We start from the raw sequence: 17,852 nt of genomic DNA on the forward strand, positions 1-17,852 counted from the left end.
GGGACGCGTCGCGGGGACGGGCGGCTCACGCAGGGTCTGCGGGGAACAACTCCCGCAGCGCGTGGGCCGTTTCGTCGCTGTGTATGTGGTGCAGGCCCCTGATGCCCAGGCGGGCCGCGCCGGTCAGGTTGTGCTCCAGGTCGTCGATCATGACGCAGGCGGTCGGGTCGACGCCGAGGAGATCGCAGGCCGTGCGGTAGATGCGGCGGCCCGGCTTGCGGGAGCCGATCCGGCTGGAGATCACCACGACGTCCGCGAGCGCGTCCAGGTCGTAGCCCTGGTAGCAGTCGTCGCCGAGGGCGTTCGACACGATCGCCACCGGGACGCCCTGGGCGCGCAGCCCGCTCAGCGCCGCCAGCATCGTCTGGTCCGGACGCATCCCCGCCGCGATCGCGGTGACGAGGCCCGCGGGTTCGACGTCCACGCCCTTCTCGCGCAGCCGCCCCGCGATGCCCCGCTCGAACTCGGCCTCGCTCATGCGCCCGCACTCGTGCTCCACGAGGAGGGCCGAGGACTCCGTGTCCTCGCGGAAGAGCCGCTCGATCAGGAGCGGGTCGTCGCTCACGTGCGTGGACCAGGCACGGAACGAGTCGAGCACGCTGGTGGTCAGCACCCCGCCGAAGTCGGTGAGCACCGCACGCGGCGGGCCTTCCGCCCTCGCCTCGAGCACGTCATCCATGACTGTCTCCTGTAGTTGCGCCCTTGGCGGCGTACTCGCATCGTCGGTCGAGGATCTCAAGGACCCGCTCTCCCCAGCGCAGGTTCGACTCTTCCAGGGATCTGCCGGCCATGAGCGTGAGGTAGGGGCCGACGCGCTCGGCCTCTCGTAGGTACGTCTCCTCCTCGCGGCCGCCGAGGAGGTGCAGGCGCAGCCGTTCGTACCGGGCGAGCTTGCCCCGCGACCACTCCATGCGCTCCTCGATCAGCGCGCGGGTGGCGGCCGGGTCGGCGCCGTCCATGGCCTGCACCTTGACCATGAGCTCGTCCCGGATGGCGATGGGCCGGGGCGGCTCGGCGGCGAAGGCGTGCAGATCCCGCAGGCCGGTGTCGGTGAGCGTGAACATCCGCTTGTTCGGCCTGCGTTCCTGCTGCACCACGCGTGCGTCGATCAGACCGTCGGCGGCGAGGCGCTCCAGCTCGCGGTAGAGCTGCTGGGGAGTCGCGGACCAGAAGTTCGACACGGAGACGTCGAAGATCTTGGCCAGGTCGTAGCCGGACGACTCGCCCTCCAGGAGCGCCGCGAGCACCGCGTACTTCAGAGACATCTGGACACCGTACACCGATGTGATTACTCTCCTCTGCACCTACTCAACAAGTTGACTATCAACGCTTACCTGCGAGGTGTGCTCATGCAGGCTTTCCGCAAGGCCGTCGAGGCCGACGATCACGCGGCCATCGAGGCGCTGCTGGCCGAGGACGTGGTCTTCTCCAGTCCGGTCGTCTTCCGCCCCTACCCGGGCAAGGCGACGACCGCCGCGATCCTGCGCGGCGTGACACGGGTCTTCGAGGATTTCCGGTACGTACGCGAGATCAGCGACGCCGGGGGCCGTGACTCCGCGCTCGTCTTCGAGGCACGGGTCGGCGACCGGCAGATCACCGGCTGCGACTTCCTGCACGTGAACGAGGAGGGCCTGATCGACGAGTTCATGGTGATGGTCCGCCCCCTGTCGGCCGCGCAGGCACTGGCGGAGGCCATGGGCGCCCAGTGGGACCGGATCACCCAGGAGGCGGCGGGGGCCTAGGCGCGCGCCCACTCCTACCAGGCGCGGGCGGAGCGGATCAGGTGGTCGTGCACGAGAGCGACGTGCGGATTGTCCGCGGACCCCGGGCGACGCACCAGGAAGCCCGTGTTGATCGGGGCGTCCTCCGGGTCGTGCAGGAGAGTCAGCGCACCGGCCGCCAGGGCGTCACGGCAGAGGTAGCGGGGCAGTACGGCGAATCCCGCGCCCGCGGTGACCGCCGCGAGCACGCCGCGCAGGTCGGGGACCGTGACGGAGGCCTCACAGGCCAGCCGCTTGCCGAAGACGTGCCGCCAGTAGCGGCGGGCGATCGGCAGGTCATCGGCGTAGCTCACCAGGGGGACGCCGAGCAGCACCCCGGGGCCGTCGGCGGCGATCCGCGCGCCGCCGCCAATGCGCTCGGCCCAGGCGGGGGCCGCGACCAGGACGAATTCCTCGTCCGCGAGCGGCACCGAACTCAGCGAGCGCCCGCGGGGGCGGGCCGTGGCGATCACCAGGTCGTGCCGTCCCGCCCGCAGCTCGTCCAGGAGCCGGTCGGTCAGGCCCGTCGTCACGCGCAGCCTGACCCCCTGCTCGACCAGGGGAGCCAGCGCGGGAAGCGCGCAGTGGCAGAGCATCTCCGCCGGGCCCGCCAGATGGACGGGTTCGGCGGGGGCGCCGTCGAGGGGGCCGCCGTGTCCGGTGACCGCGGCGAGGGCGTCGAGGGGATCGACGATCCGTGCGGCGAGCGCGTCCGCGTACGGCGCGGGAGCCACGCCGCGCGGCAGCCGCGCGAAGAGCTCCCGGTCGACCTGCCGCTCCAGGGCCCGGATCTGCGTGGTGACGGTGGGCTGCGACAGGCCGAGCACCCGGGCGGCGGCGGTGAAGGAACCCGACCGGTATACGGCGAGGAACGTGCGCAGCAGGTTCAGGTCCAGCGGCCCGGCCCCCGCGGTCCCTGTGGCTATTCCCGCCGAACCATCGGAATTCCTATCTCCCATATGGGTCAGCCTATTGGATTTCGTTGGGTGCACGCGCCTACTTTCGAGGACAGCACCGACTGACGCTCTGAGCACAGAACGTCAGAGATTCCAGCCTCGGAGAGACACCATGTCCAAGATCCTGTTCGTCGTGACCGGCGCCGACCACTGGACGCTGGCTGACGGCACCCAGCACCCGACCGGCTTCTGGGCCGAGGAGGCCGTCGCGCCGTACGAGGCGTTCAAGGCCGCCGGGCACGAGATCGTCGTCGCGACGCCGGGCGGCGTCGTGCCGACCGTCGACCAGGCGAGCCTCGCGCCCGAGTTCAACGGCGGCGAGGAGGGCGCCGAGAAGATCGCCGCCACGCTCGCGGAGATCGCCGAGTTCCTGCAGCCGGTCAAGCTGGAGGAGGTCGACCTCGCCGAGTACGCCGCGGTCTTCTACCCCGGCGGCCACGGCCCCATGGAGGACCTCGCCGTCAACGCCGACTCGGGCAGGCTGCTCACCTCCGCGCTGGAGATCGGCATGCCGCTCGGGGTCGTCTGCCACGGGCCCGCCGCCCTGCTCGCGGCCACCAAGGAGGACGGCTCCAACGCGTTCGCGGGGTACGAGCTGACCGGCTTCACCAATGCCGAGGAGACGCAGTCCGGCTTCGCCGACAAGGCCAAGTGGCTCCTCCAGGACCGGCTCGTCGCGGCGGGCGTCGACTTCCGGGAGGGCGAGGCGTGGGCCCCCAAGGTGGTCGTCGACCGCAACCTGGTCACCGGCCAGAACCCGGCGTCCTCGGCTCCCCTGGCGGACGAGCTGCTCAAGAAGCTGGCCTGACCCTCATGGGCAACGACCGGCTCGAAGAGGTCCTCGACGCCACCTACGACTCCCTCACGCGGTACGGCGTACGGCGCACCACGATGGACGACATCGCCTCCACGATGGGCGTGTCCCGGTCAGCGGTCTATCAGTACGTACGCAACAAGGACGACGCCTTCCGCAAGCTCGCCGAGCGTCTGCACTCCGAGGCGCTCGCGCGGGCCCGGCAGGCGGCGGCCGAGGAGACCTCCGCCGCCGAGCGCGTCCGCGGGGTCCTCGCCGCCAAGCTCGACCTGGTCCTGCGCCTGGCCGGGGACTCGCCGCACTCCGCCGAACTGCTCGACGCGAAGGCGCGCCTCTTCGGTGACATCTGCGACGGCTTCACCGGCTCGCTGCGGCGCCTGCTCATCGACCTCTTCGCCGAGGCGGGGACCCCGGCCGCGGTGGAGCCCGCCGAGGCCGCCGACATCTGCATCGCCCTGGTCATGGGCCTGGAGTCCGTGTCCGACGGCCGCGCGCTCTTCGGCCCCGCCACGGACGCGCTCCTGACCGGGCTGCTCGGATCGCCGGTCGCCTCTCCGCCGGCCGACTGACCCGCCCGTCCTCCCCCTCCCCCTCCCCCTGCACAGCACCACTTCAGACCTCCCGAGGAGACCCCTCATGCAACACCCCGAAGCGCTCGCCCCCGAAGCCCTCGTCGCACGGCTCCGCGCCACCTTCGCCACCGGCCGCACCCGGCCCCTGGCCTGGCGCGAGGAGCAGCTCACCCAGCTGCGCTCCCTGTTCACGGAGCACCGCGAGGACATCGCGGACGCCCTCCACGCCGATCTGCACAAGCCCCGCACCGAGGCCTACACCGCCGAAGTCGACTTCCCCGTACGGGAGATCGACCACACGCTGGCCCATCTGCAGGACTGGCTGAGCCCGCAGCCGCTCGCGCCCGGCGCCCTCGCGGGCCTGCCCGAGGGCTCCACGGCCGGTACGCAGTACGAGCCGCTCGGCACCGTCCTGATCATCGCGCCGTGGAACTACCCCGTGCAGTTGCTGCTCGTACCCCTCGTGGGCGCCCTGGCCGCGGGCAACACGGCCGTCCTCAAGCCGAGTGAGGTCACCCCGGCCACCTCGCGGTTGATCGCCCGCCTCATCCCCGAGTACCTGGACACGGAGGCGGTCGCCGTCGTCGAGGGCGGCGTGCCCGAGACCACCGCGCTGCTCGCCCAGCGGTACGACCACATCTTCTACACCGGCAACGGCGCCGTCGGCCGCATCGTGATGCGCGCCGCCGCCGAGCACCTCACCCCGGTCACCCTCGAACTCGGCGGCAAATCACCGGTGTTCGTGGACCGGGACGTCGACCTGGCCGCCGTCGCCACCCGCCTGGCCGAGTCCAAGTTCCGCAACGCCGGCCAGACATGCGTGGCCCCCGACTACGTCCTGACCGACCCGGAGACCGCGCCCGCCCTCGCCGAGGAGCTGCGCACGGCCGTGGAGCGGGTGTTCGGCCCGGACCCCAAGTCCTCGGAGGCGTACGGACGCATCGTCAACGAGCGGCACTTCGACCGGGTCTCGGCGCTCCTCGGCTCCGGGACCACGGCGTTCGGCGGGCAGAGCGACCGCGACGACGTCTACATCGCGCCGACCGTGCTCACCGACGTGAAGCCGGACGAGCCGGTGATGCAGGAGGAGATCTTCGGCCCCGTCCTGCCGATCGTGAACGTCGAGGGACTCGACGAGGCCATCGCGTTCATCAACGACCGTGACAAGCCGCTCGCCCTCTACGGCTTCACCGGGAGCGAGACCACCCGGCGGCGTCTCGCCGCGGAGACGTCGTCGGGCGGCCTCGGTTTCGGTCTCCCGATGGCCCATCTGCGCGTCCCCGAGCTGCCGTTCGGCGGAGTCGGCGAGAGCGGCGTCGGCAACTACCACGGGCCGCACTCCATCGCCACGTTCAGCCACCGCAAGGCCCGGCTCGACGTTCCGCTGAGCTGACCCCGTCGGCGTCCGCGCCCCCGGCTTCACGACCGGGGGTCCGCCGGGCCGAGCAACGCGTCGAGTCCCGCAGCCAATTGCTCCGGCCCGCCCCGCCCGTCCAGCGAGACGGCGGTGGCCCGCAGGCGGGGGAACTCCTGCGCGGGCATGCGGTGCAGGCCAAGGCGGAAGGCCGGGTCCGGTTCGCCGGGCGCGTCGTCCATGGCCCGCAGCTCCACGAGGAGATAGCCGAGCAGCCACGCCGTGAACGCCCGGTGCACCTCCACCGTGCGGCGGTCGCCTAGTCCCGCGCCGTGGAGCAGGTCCAGGACGCGCTCGTCGCCGCGCAGCACGGCCGCTGGGCGGCGGGCCAGCGGGGTGGACAGCAGGCGGGTGGCGAGCAGCGGGACCATGTTCGGGTGGCGCAGCGCGACGCGGTGGGTGGCGAGCGCGATCCGCCGCAACTCCCCTTTCCAGTCCGCGACTTGATGCTGCTCGGCCAGTACGTCCTCCAGCTCCTGGTGGAACGCCTCGACCAGGCCGTCGAGGAGGGCGCCCTTGCCGGCCGCGTACCGGTAGAGGGCCATCGCCTCCACGCCCAGTTCCGCGCCGAGCCTGCGCATGCTCAGGCCGGAGAGCCCGTCACGGTCGACGACCTCCAGGGCCATGGCCAGGACGCGTTCCCTGCTGAGCCGTCCGTAGCGCCCGCGGTCACTGGCGCGTCGCCCCCGGGCCGGGTTCGTTTCTTCGCCTTGCGGCATGTCCGCCACCTCCACCTCTGCGGCCCCCTTGACCACAGAGAGCATCGGGTGCAAAGTCGTACATATACGACGTAAACGTACGTAGTCAGCGTACAGCGTCGGGACCTCTCAGGAGCGTCGCGCCATGACGCACAGCGAGCCGATGTCGGCGGATCTGGTCCAGGTGGAGCGCGATCTCGCGCGGATGTCGGACGGCAACGTCGTCCGCGTCACCGCCTGCGGCCCCGTCTTCGGCCATCCGTTCCCGGTGCGCCGCGTCCGGCCGACGACCTTCGTGCCCGCGCTCCCCCGGCGCGACCGGGCCGCCCTCATGGTGATCGCCGTGTGCTGGGCGCTGAGCTTCCTGTGGTTCTGGTCCTGGTGGCTGCAGCCGGAGCACCGCGTGGGGTGGACGGGGTTGGTCGTCAACAGTGCGCTGCTGCTCTACCTCACCGGGCTTCCCTGCTACTTCTTCGTCACCGCGCTCCGCCTGCGCCGCGTCGACCCCGAGCTGCCGGTCCCCGCGCTCCCGGTCGCCTTCGCCGTGACCCGCGCCCCCTCCGAGCCGTGGCCCACCGCCCGGCAGACGCTCGAGGCGATGCTGGCGCAGGACTTCCCGCACCCGTACGACGTATGGCTGTGCGACGAGGACCCGACCGACGAGATCATCGCCTGGTGCCGCACGCACCGGGTACGCATGTCCTGCCGACGCGGCGTGCTCCCGTACCACCGCAGCGACTGGCCGCGCCGCACCCGCTGCAAGGAAGGCAACCTCGCCTACTTCTACGACAACTGGGGCTACGGCCGTTACGACGTCGTCGCGCAGCTCGACTGCGACCACGTGCCCGCTCCGACCTACCTCGCCGAGATGGTCCGCCCCTTCGACGACCCCGCCATCGGGTACGTCGCGGCGCCCAGCATGTGCGACGCCAACGGCGCGGTGTCCTGGGCGGCACGGGGGCGTCTGCACCGCGAGGCCGTCTGGCACGGCGCGGTGCAGCTGGGGCACAGCGACGGGCTTGCCCCGATGTGCATCGGCTCGCACTACGCCGTGCGCACCCGCGCACTGCGGGACATCGGGGGTCTCGGCCCGGAGCTTGCCGAGGACTTCTCCACCACGTATCTGCTCAACTCGGCGGGCTGGCACGGGGCGTTCGCCATCGACGCCGAGGCCCACGGGGACGGGCCCCTCACCTTCGCCGACATGATCACGCAGGAGTACCAGTGGTCGCGGAGCCTGACCACGATGCTCCTGGGCCTGCTGCCGCGCCATCTGCGACGGCTGCCCCTCGTGCTGCGGCTGCGCTTCTCCTACGCCCTCGCCTACTATCCGCTCCTCGGCCTGATGATCACCGCGGGTCTCACCCTCCCGCCGATCGCCGTCCTCACCGGGCTGCCGTGGATGAACGTCAACTACCTCGACTTCCTGGCCCACTTCTGGTCCATGCCCGTGTGGCTGCTCCTGACCCTGTACCTGATGCGCCGCCGCGGCATGCTGCGCCCGCGCACCGCGCCGGTGGTCAGCTGGGAGACGTGGCTGTTCGCGCTCGCGCGCTGGCCCTTCGTCATCCTGGGCCTGCTCGGCGCCGTCGCGCAGAAGCTGCGGCCGCGGCCGGTGACCTTCAAGGTCACGCCCAAGGAAGCCGGCGGACCGCGGCAGCTGCCCGCCAGGCTGATCCTGCCGTTCGCCGTCCTTGCGGCCTCCTTGTCCTGCGTCGCCCTGGTGGGCGAGCTGACGAGCCCTTCGGCCGGCTATGTCTTCCTGTGCCTCCTCGCCGCCACCACCTACGCGGTCGTCGCCCTCGCCGTCCCGCTGCTCCATGTGCGGGAGGTGGCGCGGGCCGGCGACGTCTCCTTCGTCCACGCGCTGTCGACCGCACGGCTCCCGGTCGCCCTCGGCGTGCTGGTGGCACTGCCGGTCGCCACCGCCACCGTCTTCTACCCGGCGTACGTCGCCGCCGTCCTGGGCCGGTGAACCGACATGAGCGCACCCTCCACCATCCTCGTCACCGGCGGCGCGGGCTTCATCGGGAGTCACACCTGCGTCGAACTCCTCGACCACGGTTACGAGTTGATCGTGATCGACGACTACTCGCACAGCACCCCGCAGGTCTTCACGCGGGTGGAACGGATCGCCGACCGCTTCGTCGGCGCCGTCTATGAACTGGACATCCGTGATCGGCGCGCCCTGTCGGCCGTCTTCGACCGCCACTCCGTGGACGCCGTCGTGCACTTTGCCGCGCACAAGGCCGTGGGCGAGTCGACACGGATGCCCGTGCAGTACTACGACAACAACGTCGGCGGCACGACCGCCCTGCTGCGGGTCATGCAGGAACACGGCGTGCACCAGATGGTGTTCTCCTCGTCCTGCTCGGTCTACGGCGACGCCGGTCGCGGCCCGCTGAACGAGGCCACGCCCGCCCGGCCCACCAATCCGTACGCCGCGTCCAAGTGGATCTGCGAGCAGGTGCTCGCCGATGTGTGCGCCCGCTGCCCCGAGTTCACGGTGCTCGCCCTGCGCTACTTCAACCCCGTCGGCGCCCACCCCAGCGGGCTGCTCGGCGAGGACCCCGGCGGCGTCCCCGACAACCTGATGCCGTACGTGGCGCAGGTCGCCGTCGGACGGCGCGAGCGGCTCCCCGTGTTCGGCGACGACTACGCCACCCCCGACGGCACCGCGATCCGCGACTACCTCCACGTCATGGACACCGCCGAGGCCCACCGCATCGCCCTGGACCACCTCGCCGACGGGCCGGGCCTGCGCGTGTTCAACCTCGGTGTCGGCAGCGGCCGTTCGGTCCTCGACGTCATCGCCGCGTTCGGCGCGGCCTGCGGCAGGGCCATTCCGTACCAGATCATGCCGCGCCGCCCCGGCGACGTGACCGAACTCGTCGCCGACGCGCGCGCGGTGGCCCGCGACTGGGGCTGGCGCCCCAGCCGGGGACTGCCCGAGATGTGTCGCGACGCATGGCGCTTCCAGCAGCTCAACCCCCATGGCTACGCCGGTTCCGGCCGGCGCCCCAGCAACAAGCGCAACGACCGTTAGGAGCAGCGCCATGCGGATGACAGTGATAGGGACGGGTTACGTCGGGACGGTGCACGCCGCCTGCATGGCCGACATCGGTCACGAAGTCCTCGGCATCGACATCGACGCCGACCGGATCGCGGCCCTCTCGGCGGGCCGGGCGCCCATCCACGAGAGCGGCCTGGACGAACTCCTCGCGAGGACCGTCGCGTCGGGCAGGCTGCGCTTCTCCACCTCGCTCGAAGAGGGCGCCGCGTTCGCCGGGACACACTTCGTGTGCGTGGGCACCCCGCAGCGCCCCGACAGCCACGCCGCCGATCTGCGGTACGTGGACACCGTCGTGGACGGCCTGGCCCCGCATCTGCGGCCCGGCAGCCTGGTCGTGGGCAAGTCGACGGTGCCGGTGGGCACGGCTGCCCGGCTCGCCGAGCGCCTCGCGCCGTCGGCCCCGGGCACGGAGGTCGCCTGGAACCCCGAGTTCCTGCGCGAAGGGTCCGCGGTCCAGGACACGATGCGGCCCGAGCGGCTCGTCGTCGGCGTGACCTCGCGCCACGCCGAGGGAGTGCTACGGGCGATCTACGCACCCATGATCCGCGCCGGAGTGCCGTTCTTCAGCACCGACCCGGCGACCGCCGAGCTGGTCAAGGTGGCGGCGAACTCCTTCCTCGCCACCAAGATCTCCTTCATCAACGCCATGGCCGAGGTGTGCGACGCCGCGGGCGCCGACGCGTCGGTCCTGGCCAAGGCCATCGGCGCAGACTCGCGGATCGGCCCCCGCTTCCTCGCCCCGGGGCTCGGCTTCGGTGGCAGCTGCTTCCCCAAGGACATCCGGGCCTTCGCCGCCCGCGCCGAGGAGATCGGCGCGGGAGAGGCGGTGGTGTTCCTGCACGAGGTCGACCGGATCAACACCCGGCAGCGCGCGCGGACCGTCGACCGGGCCCGCCGGCTCCTCGGCGGCTCGTCGACCGGCCGCAGGGTCGGGGTGCTCGGCGCGGCGTTCAAGCCGGGCAGCGACGACGTCCGCGACTCGCCCGCGCTGGCCGTGGCGGCGGCCCTGCACCAGCAGGGCGCCACGGTCCGCGTGCACGACCCGCAGGGCATCGACAACGCGCGCGAGACCCACCCCGATCTGGCCTACGCCCTGGACGTCGACAAGGCCTGCGAGGACGCCGACCTGGTCCTGCATCTCACCGACTGGCCCGAGTACCGGGACATCGATCCCGCGGCGCTCGCCGCCCTCGTGCGCTCCCCCGTCCTCCTGGACGCCCGCAACAGCCTGGACCTCCCGTCCTGGTCGGCGGCCGGCTGGACCGTGCACGCACCGGGCCGCCCGCAACTCTCCGCAGGAGGTGCGTCATGAGGGTCGTGGTGACGGGCGGCGGCGGATTCGTCGGCTCCCATCTGTGCGAGGCGCTGCTGCGCAGAGGTGACACGGTCTGCTGCCTGGACAATTTCAGCACCGGTGAACCGCGCAACGTCGCCCACCTGCGCGAGGTGCCCCGCTTCCGGCTGATCCGGGCCGACGTGACGACGCCGTTCGACGTGCCGGGCCCCGTGGACGCCGTGGCCCATCTCGCGAGCCCCGCGTCGCCGCCGGACTACCACCGGCTGGCCCTGGAGACCCTGGCCGTCGGCAGCCGCGGCACCGAGAACGCCCTGCGCCTGGCCCAGCGGCACGGCGCCCGCTTCCTGCTCACCTCCACCAGCGAGGTCTACGGCGACCCGGAGGTCCACCCGCAGCCGGAGGAGTACTGGGGCCACGTCAATCCGGTGGGCCCGCGCAGCGTCTACGACGAGGCCAAGCGGTTCGCGGAGGCACTGGCCATGGCGTACCGGCGCAGCCACGGCGTGGACGTGGGCATCGTACGGATCTTCAACACGTACGGGCCGCGGATGCGGCCGCACGACGGGCGCGTGGTCTCCACCTTCGTCCGCCAGGCCCTGGCCGGCAGGCCGCTGACGCTCTACGGCGACGGCAGCCAGACCCGCAGTTTCTGCTACGTCGACGACCTCGTCCGGGGCCTCGTCGCGATGCTCGACAGTGACCGCGAGGGTCCGGTGAACCTGGGCAACCCCAGCGAGCGCACCGTCCGCGAACTGGCCGAACTCGTCCTGCACCTCACCAAGTCGCCCTCGCGGATCGTCTGCCGCCCGCTTCCCGTCGACGATCCGACCCGCCGCCGCCCGGTGATCAACCGGGCCGTGGAGCAGCTCGGCTGGATGCCCCGCGTCCCGCTCGACGAGGGCCTTCGGCACACGGTGGCGTGGTTCACCGCGAGATCCGCCCCGCGGCCCGCGCGGGTGCCCGTGGAGGCCTGATCCCCATGGCCGGGAAAGCCGCACCGTCCGCCGGGCGCCGCACCGCGCCAGGCGTCCTCACCGCCGCGCTCGTACTGATCGGCGCGAGCGGCTGCGCGGCCACCCCGCACTACGCGCCCACGTCCCACACGTACTACGTCAGCCCGCGGGGCGACGACCAGAACGACGGCTCCTCGCCGGGGCAGGCCTGGCGTTCCCTCGCCCGCGCCGAGCGTGTGGCGCTCGAACCGGGCGACCGGCTGCTGCTCGAGGGCGGCGCACGGTTCACCGGCACCGTCACCCTGAACAGCGCTGAGGCGGGGCGCGCGGACCGGCCCGTGGTGGTCGGCTCGTACGGCGGCGGCCGGGCGACGGTCGACGCCGAGGGCTCCCCCGGCATCTCCGTGCACAACACGGCGGGCGTGCAGATCCGCGACCTCAAGGTCACCGGGGACCGCGCCGCCTACACCCGCGACGGCGGCATCAACCTCTACGCCGACCGGCCGGGCGGCGGCAAGCTCACCGGCGTCCTGGTCTCCGGCGTCACCGTCTCCGGTTTCCAGGTGGGCATCGCGGTCGGCGGCGTGGAGAAGGGCAACGGCTTCAAGGACGTGACCATTCGTCAGGCGAAGCTGTACGGCAACAAGGACGCCGGTCTCCTGACGTACGGCCCCGCGTTCGAGCCGTCCCAACCCGCCTACGCACACCAGGACTTCGACATCTCGGGCGTCGACGCGTACCGGAACACCGGTGATGCCGACGCGGACGACCGCCACACCGGCGACGGCATCATCCTCGGCGCCGTGCGGGACGCCACGGTCCGTGACTCCAGCGCACACGACAACGGATCCACGTCGTCCGGCGAGGCACCTTCTGGACCGGTGGGCATCTGGGCCTACGACGCCAAGAACGTGCTCCTGGAGCACAACACCGCCTACCGCAACCACACGGGCTCCAAGGTGGACGGCGCCGGCTTCGGGTTCGACGAGAACGTCTCGGACTCGACGATGCAGTACAACCTGGCGTTCCACAACGACGGACCGGGCTTCTACGCGTACACCCGCAAGACGAACGGCGCGCACAAGGACAACACCATCCGCTACAACCTCACCTCCGACGACGGCCGCAAGCTGCCGCGCTTCGGCGGGCTCGCCGTCTACGGACACGACGTGCGCAACCTGCGGATCTACCAGAACACCGTGGTGATGACGGCCCTGGAGAACGGCAGGAGCGGCCCCGCCCTGCGACTGATGGACGGCGAGACGGGCGTCACCGTCCGCAACAACACCTTCGTCACCGACGGTTCCCCGCTCGCCCTGGTGGACCGGGGCCTCACCGCCAAGAACGCCCTGGTGCAGGGCAACAACTACCGCGCACCGAAAGGACAGTGGACCGTGCAATGGGGCGACCACGCCTACACCGGCCTCGCCGCCTGGCGCGCGGCCACCGGCCAGGAACGCCTCGACGGACGGCCTGTCGGCCTGACCGTCGACCCCTGCCTCTCCGGCGGTGAACTGCCCGCCGTCGACTCCCCCGGCGACGCCCACCTGCTCGCCCCTGACTGCGACGCCCTCGCGGACAAGGGGCTCGACCTGCGCGAGCAGTTCGGCGTCGACCCCGGCCCCGTCGACTACTTCGGCCGGGCCGTCGGCACGCCTCCGCCGGTCGGGGCCGCACTGCCCGCGCCGGACTGAGGCGGCGGAGCGGGCCGAAGATGCAGGCGCCCACGGCCCGTGCCTACGATCGATACAGCGAGACCCCAGATGGACGCGTGATGCGCGGCCGGGTGTCCCTGCCACGCAGGGAGGCGATCTGCCATTGCTTCGGTCATACCTCCGGGACGCATCACGGGCGCATCGGCTCATGGCCGCCTACGTCGTCCTGGTCGTCGCCGTCACCGCCGTCTACATGACGCTCCCGGGGCTGCGCGCCGCGCTCTGGGCGCTCATCGGTCTCGGCGGCGTCGCAGCCGTCCTCATCGGTGTGCACCTCCACCGGCCCGCGCACCGCTGGCCGTGGTGGGTGCTCGCGTCGGGGCTGCTCGCGTTCGCGGCGGGCGACACGTACTACAACGTGGTCGAGCAGTACTTCCAGGCGTCGAATCCTTTCCCTTCCCCGGCCGACGCCTCCTACCTCGCGGTGTATCCACTGCTCGCCGCGGGCCTCTTCGGGCTCGTGCGCTACCGCTGGGCGGGCCGTGACCTGCCGAGTCTGCTGGACGCGCTGATCATCACCGGAGGGCTCGCGCTGCCCGTGTGGGTCTACCTCGTCCAGCCGCTCACCGAGGTCGAGGGCCTGACCTGGGCGCAGCGCGCCATCAGCATCGCCTACCCGCTGGGCGACGTCCTGGTCCTCGCCCTCCTCGCGCGGCTGCTCACACCGGGCTTCGTGACCGGCCACAATCCCGCCGTACGCCTGCTCGTGCTCGGCACGTCCACCCTGCTGGCCTTCGACATCGCGTACGGGATCCTCCAGCTCAACGGGCTGTGGCACACCGGCACGCTCCTGGACCTGGGCTGGATCGTCTTCTACACGGCCTGGGGCCTCGCCGCGCTGCACCCCTCGATGGTGGAGCTGACCGCCTACACACATCAGCGCCAGCCCCTGCTCCCGCCGCCGCGCAGACTCGTGCTGCTCGCCGCGGCCACGCTCATCGCCCCCGCGATCCTGCTCGCGGAGGGCCTCCTCGACAGCGCCCATGACGCGGCCGTCATCGCCGCCTTCTCCGGCACCCTGTTCCTCCTGGTGATCCTGCGGCTCGCGGGCATGGTCGTGGCGCACCGCAAGGCCGTGGACCGTGAACTCGCGCTGCGCGGCGCGGCCGCGTCGCTGGTCGCCGCGATCACCACGGAGGAGATCATCGCGACCTGCGAGACGACGGTCGCCGACCTGTCCGGGCCGGGGGCCCGGCCCGGGACCCTGCTCCTGGAGGCGGGCGACTCCCCGCCGTTCCCCTACGCCGCCCTCGACCTGCGCCGCACGCGGCTGGTCCGGGCCGCCGCCCTCGGCCCGGAGATCGCCGCCCGCCTCGACGCCTCGCCGAGCGCCCTGGTCTGCCCGATGATCCAGCGCGACCGTCCCGCCGGGGACGACCCGCCGGGCGTGCTGATCGCCTCCGGCACCGAGAAGCAGCTCACCGAGATCTGGGGCTCCCTGGAGATCCTCGCCTCGCACGCGGGCCTGGCCAAGGAGCGCATCACACTCCGGCAGGAGATCATCCGGCGCGAGAGCGAGGCGTACTTCCGTACGTTGGTGCGCAACGCCTCCGACGTCATCCTCATCGTGGACGACGACGACACCGTCCGGTACGCGAGCCCGTCCGCGCAGGCCGTCTTCGGGGACATCCGGCTGGTCGGGGCGGAGCTGCCGCAACTGGTGGACCCGCGGGACAGGGACCGGGCCGCGCGCGTGCTCGCGGCCATGCGCGGCGGCGGGCAGCAGGAACCCCACGACTACTGGTGGATGCCGCGGGGCGGCGGTCGCATCGAGGTGGAGGTGCGGTGCAGCGACCTGCGGCAGGACCCGACCGTGCGGGGACTCGTCGTCACCCTGCGGGACGTGACCGAACAGCGTCAGCTGGAACATGAGCTGACCCAACGGGCCTTCCACGACGCGCTGACCGGCCTGCCCAACCGGACGCTGCTCCTGGAGCGCATCGACCGGGCACTGTTGCGCGGCCGCCGGGAGTCGACGCTGACGTGCGTGCTCTTCATCGACCTCGACGACTTCAAGGTCGTCAACGACACCCTGGGGCACTCGGTCGGCGACCGGCTCCTTGCCGCCGTCGGCTCCCGTGTCTCGCGCACGCTGCGGCGCAGTGACACCGCGGCCCGCCTCGGCGGCGACGAGTTCGCCGTCCTGATGGAGGACGCCAAGGAACCCGTCGACGCGGAGATCCTGGCCGCGCAGGTGGTGCAGGCCCTCAGCAGGCCGTTCCAGCTGTCCGGCGACAGCGTGAGCGTCTCGGCGAGCGTGGGCGTGGCCACGGCCGTGGACAGCGCGGGCGCCGAGGAACTCCTCGCCCACGCCGACCTCGCCCTGTACGCGGCCAAGGCCGCCGGCAAGCGTCAGTGGCGCCGCTTCCAGCAGGGGCTGCACGTACGCATGCGGGAGCGGCACGATTTGCAGGCGAGCCTGGACCGGGCGATCGCCGACGAGGAGTTCGCGCTGCGCTACCAGCCCGTCGTCGACATCCGCGCGAACGGCACCCCGGCGGGCGCCGCCCCGCACACCGCCGAGATCGTCGGCTTCGAGGCGCTGGCCCGCTGGCCGCACCCCCGGCGCGGCCTGGTGCCGCCGCAGCAGTTCATCCCGCTCGCCGAGGAGACCGGGCACATCACACCGCTCGGCGCCTGGGTGCTCGGCAGCGCCGCCGCGGACATCGCGGGCCTGCAGAGCGCGGGCGCCGCCCGCGACCGGCGCCCGTACATCAGCGTCAACGTGTCCGCGCGGCAGTTCCACGACCCGGGGTTCCTCGGCGAGGTGCGCAACGCCCTGGAGACACCCGGACTCGCCCCGGGGACACTGCAGTTGGAGCTCACCGAGTCCGTGCTGATGCGGCGTGACGGCCAGATACAGGCGGTCATGCAGGCGTTGAAAGATCTCGGCGTACGGATCGCGGTCGACGACTTCGGCACGGGATTCTCCTCGCTGCGCTACCTCCGCGAGTTCCCCGTCGACGTACTCAAGATCGACAAGTCGTTCATCGACGACATCGCCGACGACGCCCGGCAGCTCGCCCTCGTGGAAGGCATCGTGCATCTCGCCGACACCATGGGCCTGCAGGTCATCGCCGAGGGCATCGAGCAGGCCGCGCAACGGGATCTGCTGGCCGGGATGGGCTGCGGGTTCGGGCAGGGCTATCTCTTCGCACGGCCGCTGACGGCCGAGCAGGGGGAACGGCTCCTGCGCCGGCACCGGGGGCTCGACGGTGTCACCCGGGGTCCTGGCGACGGACGCGGCCGCCGGGCCACCCTTGCCGCTACCTCTGCCTCTGCCTCTGCGTCCGTGACCGACCCGCCCGCCGAGCCTGCCCCGGCCCCCTCGGAGAGGGAGAGCACCATGACCGAAACGGACACCGGACTCGTGGGGGTACGGCGCGATCCGCGCTGGGGCGAACTCGATCACCTGCGGCGCACCAGCCCGATGAGCGACTGCGTCCTGGACGAGGTCCGCGGCCGGCACATCCGCAGCGGGGACCACTGGCTCATCGACTTCGCCTCCTGCAACTACCTGGGCCTCGACTGCGATCCCGAGATCATCGACGCCATCGAACCCGCCGTACGCCGCTGGGGGACCCACCCCAGCTGGTCCCGGCTCCTGGGCAGCCCCCGGCTCTACACCGAGATCGAGGAGCGGCTCACCGCACTGCTCGGGGCGCCCGACACCCTGCTGCTGCCGACGGCCACGCTGATCCACGCCTCGGTCATCCCCGTCCTTGCGGGCGAGGGGCATGTCTTCGTCGAGGCCGCGGCCCACCGCACGGTGTACGACGGCTGTGTCTCCGCCCGCGGGCAGGGCGCCACGCTGCGGCGCTTCCACGCCGACCGGCCCGACGAACTGGCCGCCCTGCTGCGGGCGGTGCCGAGCGGCTCGGCCCGCCTGGTCTGCCTCGACGGCGTCAACAGCATGAGCGGGAACATCGCCGACGTGCCCGAACTGGCCGCGATCTGCCGCGACTCCGGCGCCACGCTCTACCTCGACGACACCCATGGCTTCGGCGTCATCGGGGAGCGCCGCGCCGACGAGCCGTGTCCCTACGGGTCCCGCGGCAACAGCGTCGTGCGGCACACGGGCGAGACGTACGACAACATCGTCCTCGTCGGCGGCTTCTCCAAGGCCTACTCCTCGCTCCTCGCCTTCCTCGCGCTGCCGACCTGGCTCAAGGACCACCTGAAGGTGGCCGCCGCCCCCTATCTGTACTCCGGGCCGTCCCCCACGGCCTCGCTGGCGACGGCGCTCGCCGGTCTGGAGGTCAACGACCGGCGCGGCGACGCCCTCCGCGCCGACCTGCACCGCAAGACCGTCCGGGTGCTCGACCACGTGGCCGGACTCGGGGTGGGGACGCTCAACTCCGATCAGCTACCGATCGTGGAGATACCCCTGGCCGACGCGGCCGACCTGGACGCGGTCGCCGGTTTCCTGTGGGAGCAGGGCATCTATGTGACCCTGGCGGCCTATCCGCTCGTACCGCGCGACCGCGTCGGGTTCCGTGTGCAGCTCACGGCCCTGAACTCCGACGACGACGTCGACCGGCTCAACACCGCCCTGACGCGCCTGTCCGAACGCTTCCCGCTGCGGCCGGGGAGCTGACAC

General features: G+C 71.9%; 14 protein-coding genes. 10 read left to right on the forward strand and 4 right to left on the reverse strand.

The genetic code is table 11. From position 1 onward, the window contains the following. Nucleotides 1-25 precede the first annotated feature (25 nt). Together AB0M70_RS22840 and AB0M70_RS22845 are read right to left on the reverse strand one after the other, a co-directional pair. Complete coding sequence (locus tag AB0M70_RS22840) at nucleotides 26-679, reverse strand: HAD family phosphatase (protein ID WP_365822073.1); 654 nt, start codon at nucleotides 677-679, stop codon at nucleotides 26-28. Further along, nucleotides 672-1,265, reverse strand: coding sequence for a PadR family transcriptional regulator (locus tag AB0M70_RS22845; protein ID WP_365822075.1), 594 nt, complete (start codon nucleotides 1,263-1,265; stop codon nucleotides 672-674). Before AB0M70_RS22845 ends, AB0M70_RS22840 begins: the two co-directional genes overlap by 8 nt. Nucleotides 1,266-1,349: 84 nt before the next feature. Here AB0M70_RS22845 and AB0M70_RS22850 point away from each other — a divergent pair, with 84 nt between their 5' ends. Beyond that, nucleotides 1,350-1,742, forward strand: a complete 393-nt coding sequence (locus tag AB0M70_RS22850) for a nuclear transport factor 2 family protein (protein ID WP_365822077.1) — start codon at nucleotides 1,350-1,352, stop codon at nucleotides 1,740-1,742. A 14-nt stretch (nucleotides 1,743-1,756) separates the two neighbouring features. On the opposite strand, the gene AB0M70_RS22855 is transcribed toward AB0M70_RS22850, so the two are convergent. Further along, a complete protein-coding gene (locus AB0M70_RS22855; protein ID WP_365822079.1) occupies nucleotides 1,757-2,719 on the reverse strand; it encodes a LysR family transcriptional regulator in 963 nt (320 codons plus the stop codon). A gap of 109 nt (nucleotides 2,720-2,828) precedes the next feature. Between AB0M70_RS22855 and AB0M70_RS22860 the strand changes: the two genes are divergently transcribed. The 3 genes from AB0M70_RS22860 to AB0M70_RS22870 all read left to right on the forward strand — a co-directional run bounded on the left by AB0M70_RS22860 (nucleotide 2,829) and on the right by AB0M70_RS22870 (nucleotide 5,495). Beyond that, nucleotides 2,829-3,524, forward strand: coding sequence for a type 1 glutamine amidotransferase domain-containing protein (locus tag AB0M70_RS22860; protein ID WP_365822081.1), 696 nt, complete (start codon nucleotides 2,829-2,831; stop codon nucleotides 3,522-3,524). 5 nt (nucleotides 3,525-3,529) lie between these two features. Further along, nucleotides 3,530-4,099, forward strand: coding sequence for a helix-turn-helix domain-containing protein (locus AB0M70_RS22865; protein WP_365822083.1), 570 nt, complete (start codon nucleotides 3,530-3,532; stop codon nucleotides 4,097-4,099). A 67-nt stretch (nucleotides 4,100-4,166) separates the two neighbouring features. Further along, nucleotides 4,167-5,495 carry an aldehyde dehydrogenase family protein gene (locus AB0M70_RS22870; RefSeq protein WP_365822085.1) on the forward strand — a complete coding sequence of 443 codons (1,329 nt, stop codon included), beginning with the start codon at nucleotides 4,167-4,169 and terminating at the stop codon, nucleotides 5,493-5,495. Between the two features lie 26 nt (nucleotides 5,496-5,521). Here AB0M70_RS22870 and AB0M70_RS22875 read toward each other — a convergent pair whose 3' ends face one another. Beyond that, a complete protein-coding gene (locus tag AB0M70_RS22875; RefSeq protein ID WP_365822087.1) occupies nucleotides 5,522-6,235 on the reverse strand; it encodes a TetR/AcrR family transcriptional regulator C-terminal domain-containing protein in 714 nt (237 codons plus the stop codon). Nucleotides 6,236-6,359: 124 nt separating this feature from the next. On the opposite strand from AB0M70_RS22875, the gene AB0M70_RS22880 reads away from it, so the two are divergent. The 6 genes from AB0M70_RS22880 (at nucleotide 6,360) to AB0M70_RS22905 (ending at nucleotide 17,849) form a co-directional block, all read left to right on the forward strand. Further along, nucleotides 6,360-8,189 (forward strand): glycosyltransferase, encoded by a 1,830-nt coding sequence (locus AB0M70_RS22880; protein ID WP_365822089.1) that lies wholly within the window; start codon nucleotides 6,360-6,362, stop codon nucleotides 8,187-8,189. A gap of 6 nt (nucleotides 8,190-8,195) precedes the next feature. Beyond that, the gene (galE, locus tag AB0M70_RS22885) at nucleotides 8,196-9,260 is read left to right on the forward strand and encodes a UDP-glucose 4-epimerase GalE (protein ID WP_365822091.1); all 1,065 of its coding nucleotides are present in this window, start codon (nucleotides 8,196-8,198) and stop codon (nucleotides 9,258-9,260) included. A 10-nt stretch (nucleotides 9,261-9,270) separates the two neighbouring features. After that, on the forward strand, nucleotides 9,271-10,599 hold the full coding sequence (locus tag AB0M70_RS22890) for a UDP-glucose/GDP-mannose dehydrogenase family protein (RefSeq protein ID WP_365822093.1): 1,329 nt from the start codon (nucleotides 9,271-9,273) through the stop codon (nucleotides 10,597-10,599). Then, nucleotides 10,596-11,558 (forward strand): UDP-glucuronic acid decarboxylase family protein, encoded by a 963-nt coding sequence (locus tag AB0M70_RS22895; protein ID WP_365822095.1) that lies wholly within the window; start codon nucleotides 10,596-10,598, stop codon nucleotides 11,556-11,558. Before AB0M70_RS22890 ends, AB0M70_RS22895 begins: the two co-directional genes overlap by 4 nt. A gap of 5 nt (nucleotides 11,559-11,563) precedes the next feature. Continuing rightward, nucleotides 11,564-13,231, forward strand: a complete 1,668-nt coding sequence (locus tag AB0M70_RS22900; RefSeq protein ID WP_365822097.1) for a right-handed parallel beta-helix repeat-containing protein — start codon at nucleotides 11,564-11,566, stop codon at nucleotides 13,229-13,231. 169 nt (nucleotides 13,232-13,400) lie between these two features. Next, nucleotides 13,401-17,849: an aminotransferase class I/II-fold pyridoxal phosphate-dependent enzyme gene (locus tag AB0M70_RS22905; RefSeq protein ID WP_365822099.1), complete on the forward strand. Its 4,449-nt coding sequence runs from the start codon at nucleotides 13,401-13,403 to the stop codon at nucleotides 17,847-17,849. The last annotated feature ends 3 nt before the right edge of the window (nucleotides 17,850-17,852 follow it).

The sequence above is a fragment of the Streptomyces sp. NPDC051214 genome (assembly GCF_040682375.1).
Lineage (GTDB): Bacteria > Actinomycetota > Actinomycetes > Streptomycetales > Streptomycetaceae > Streptomyces.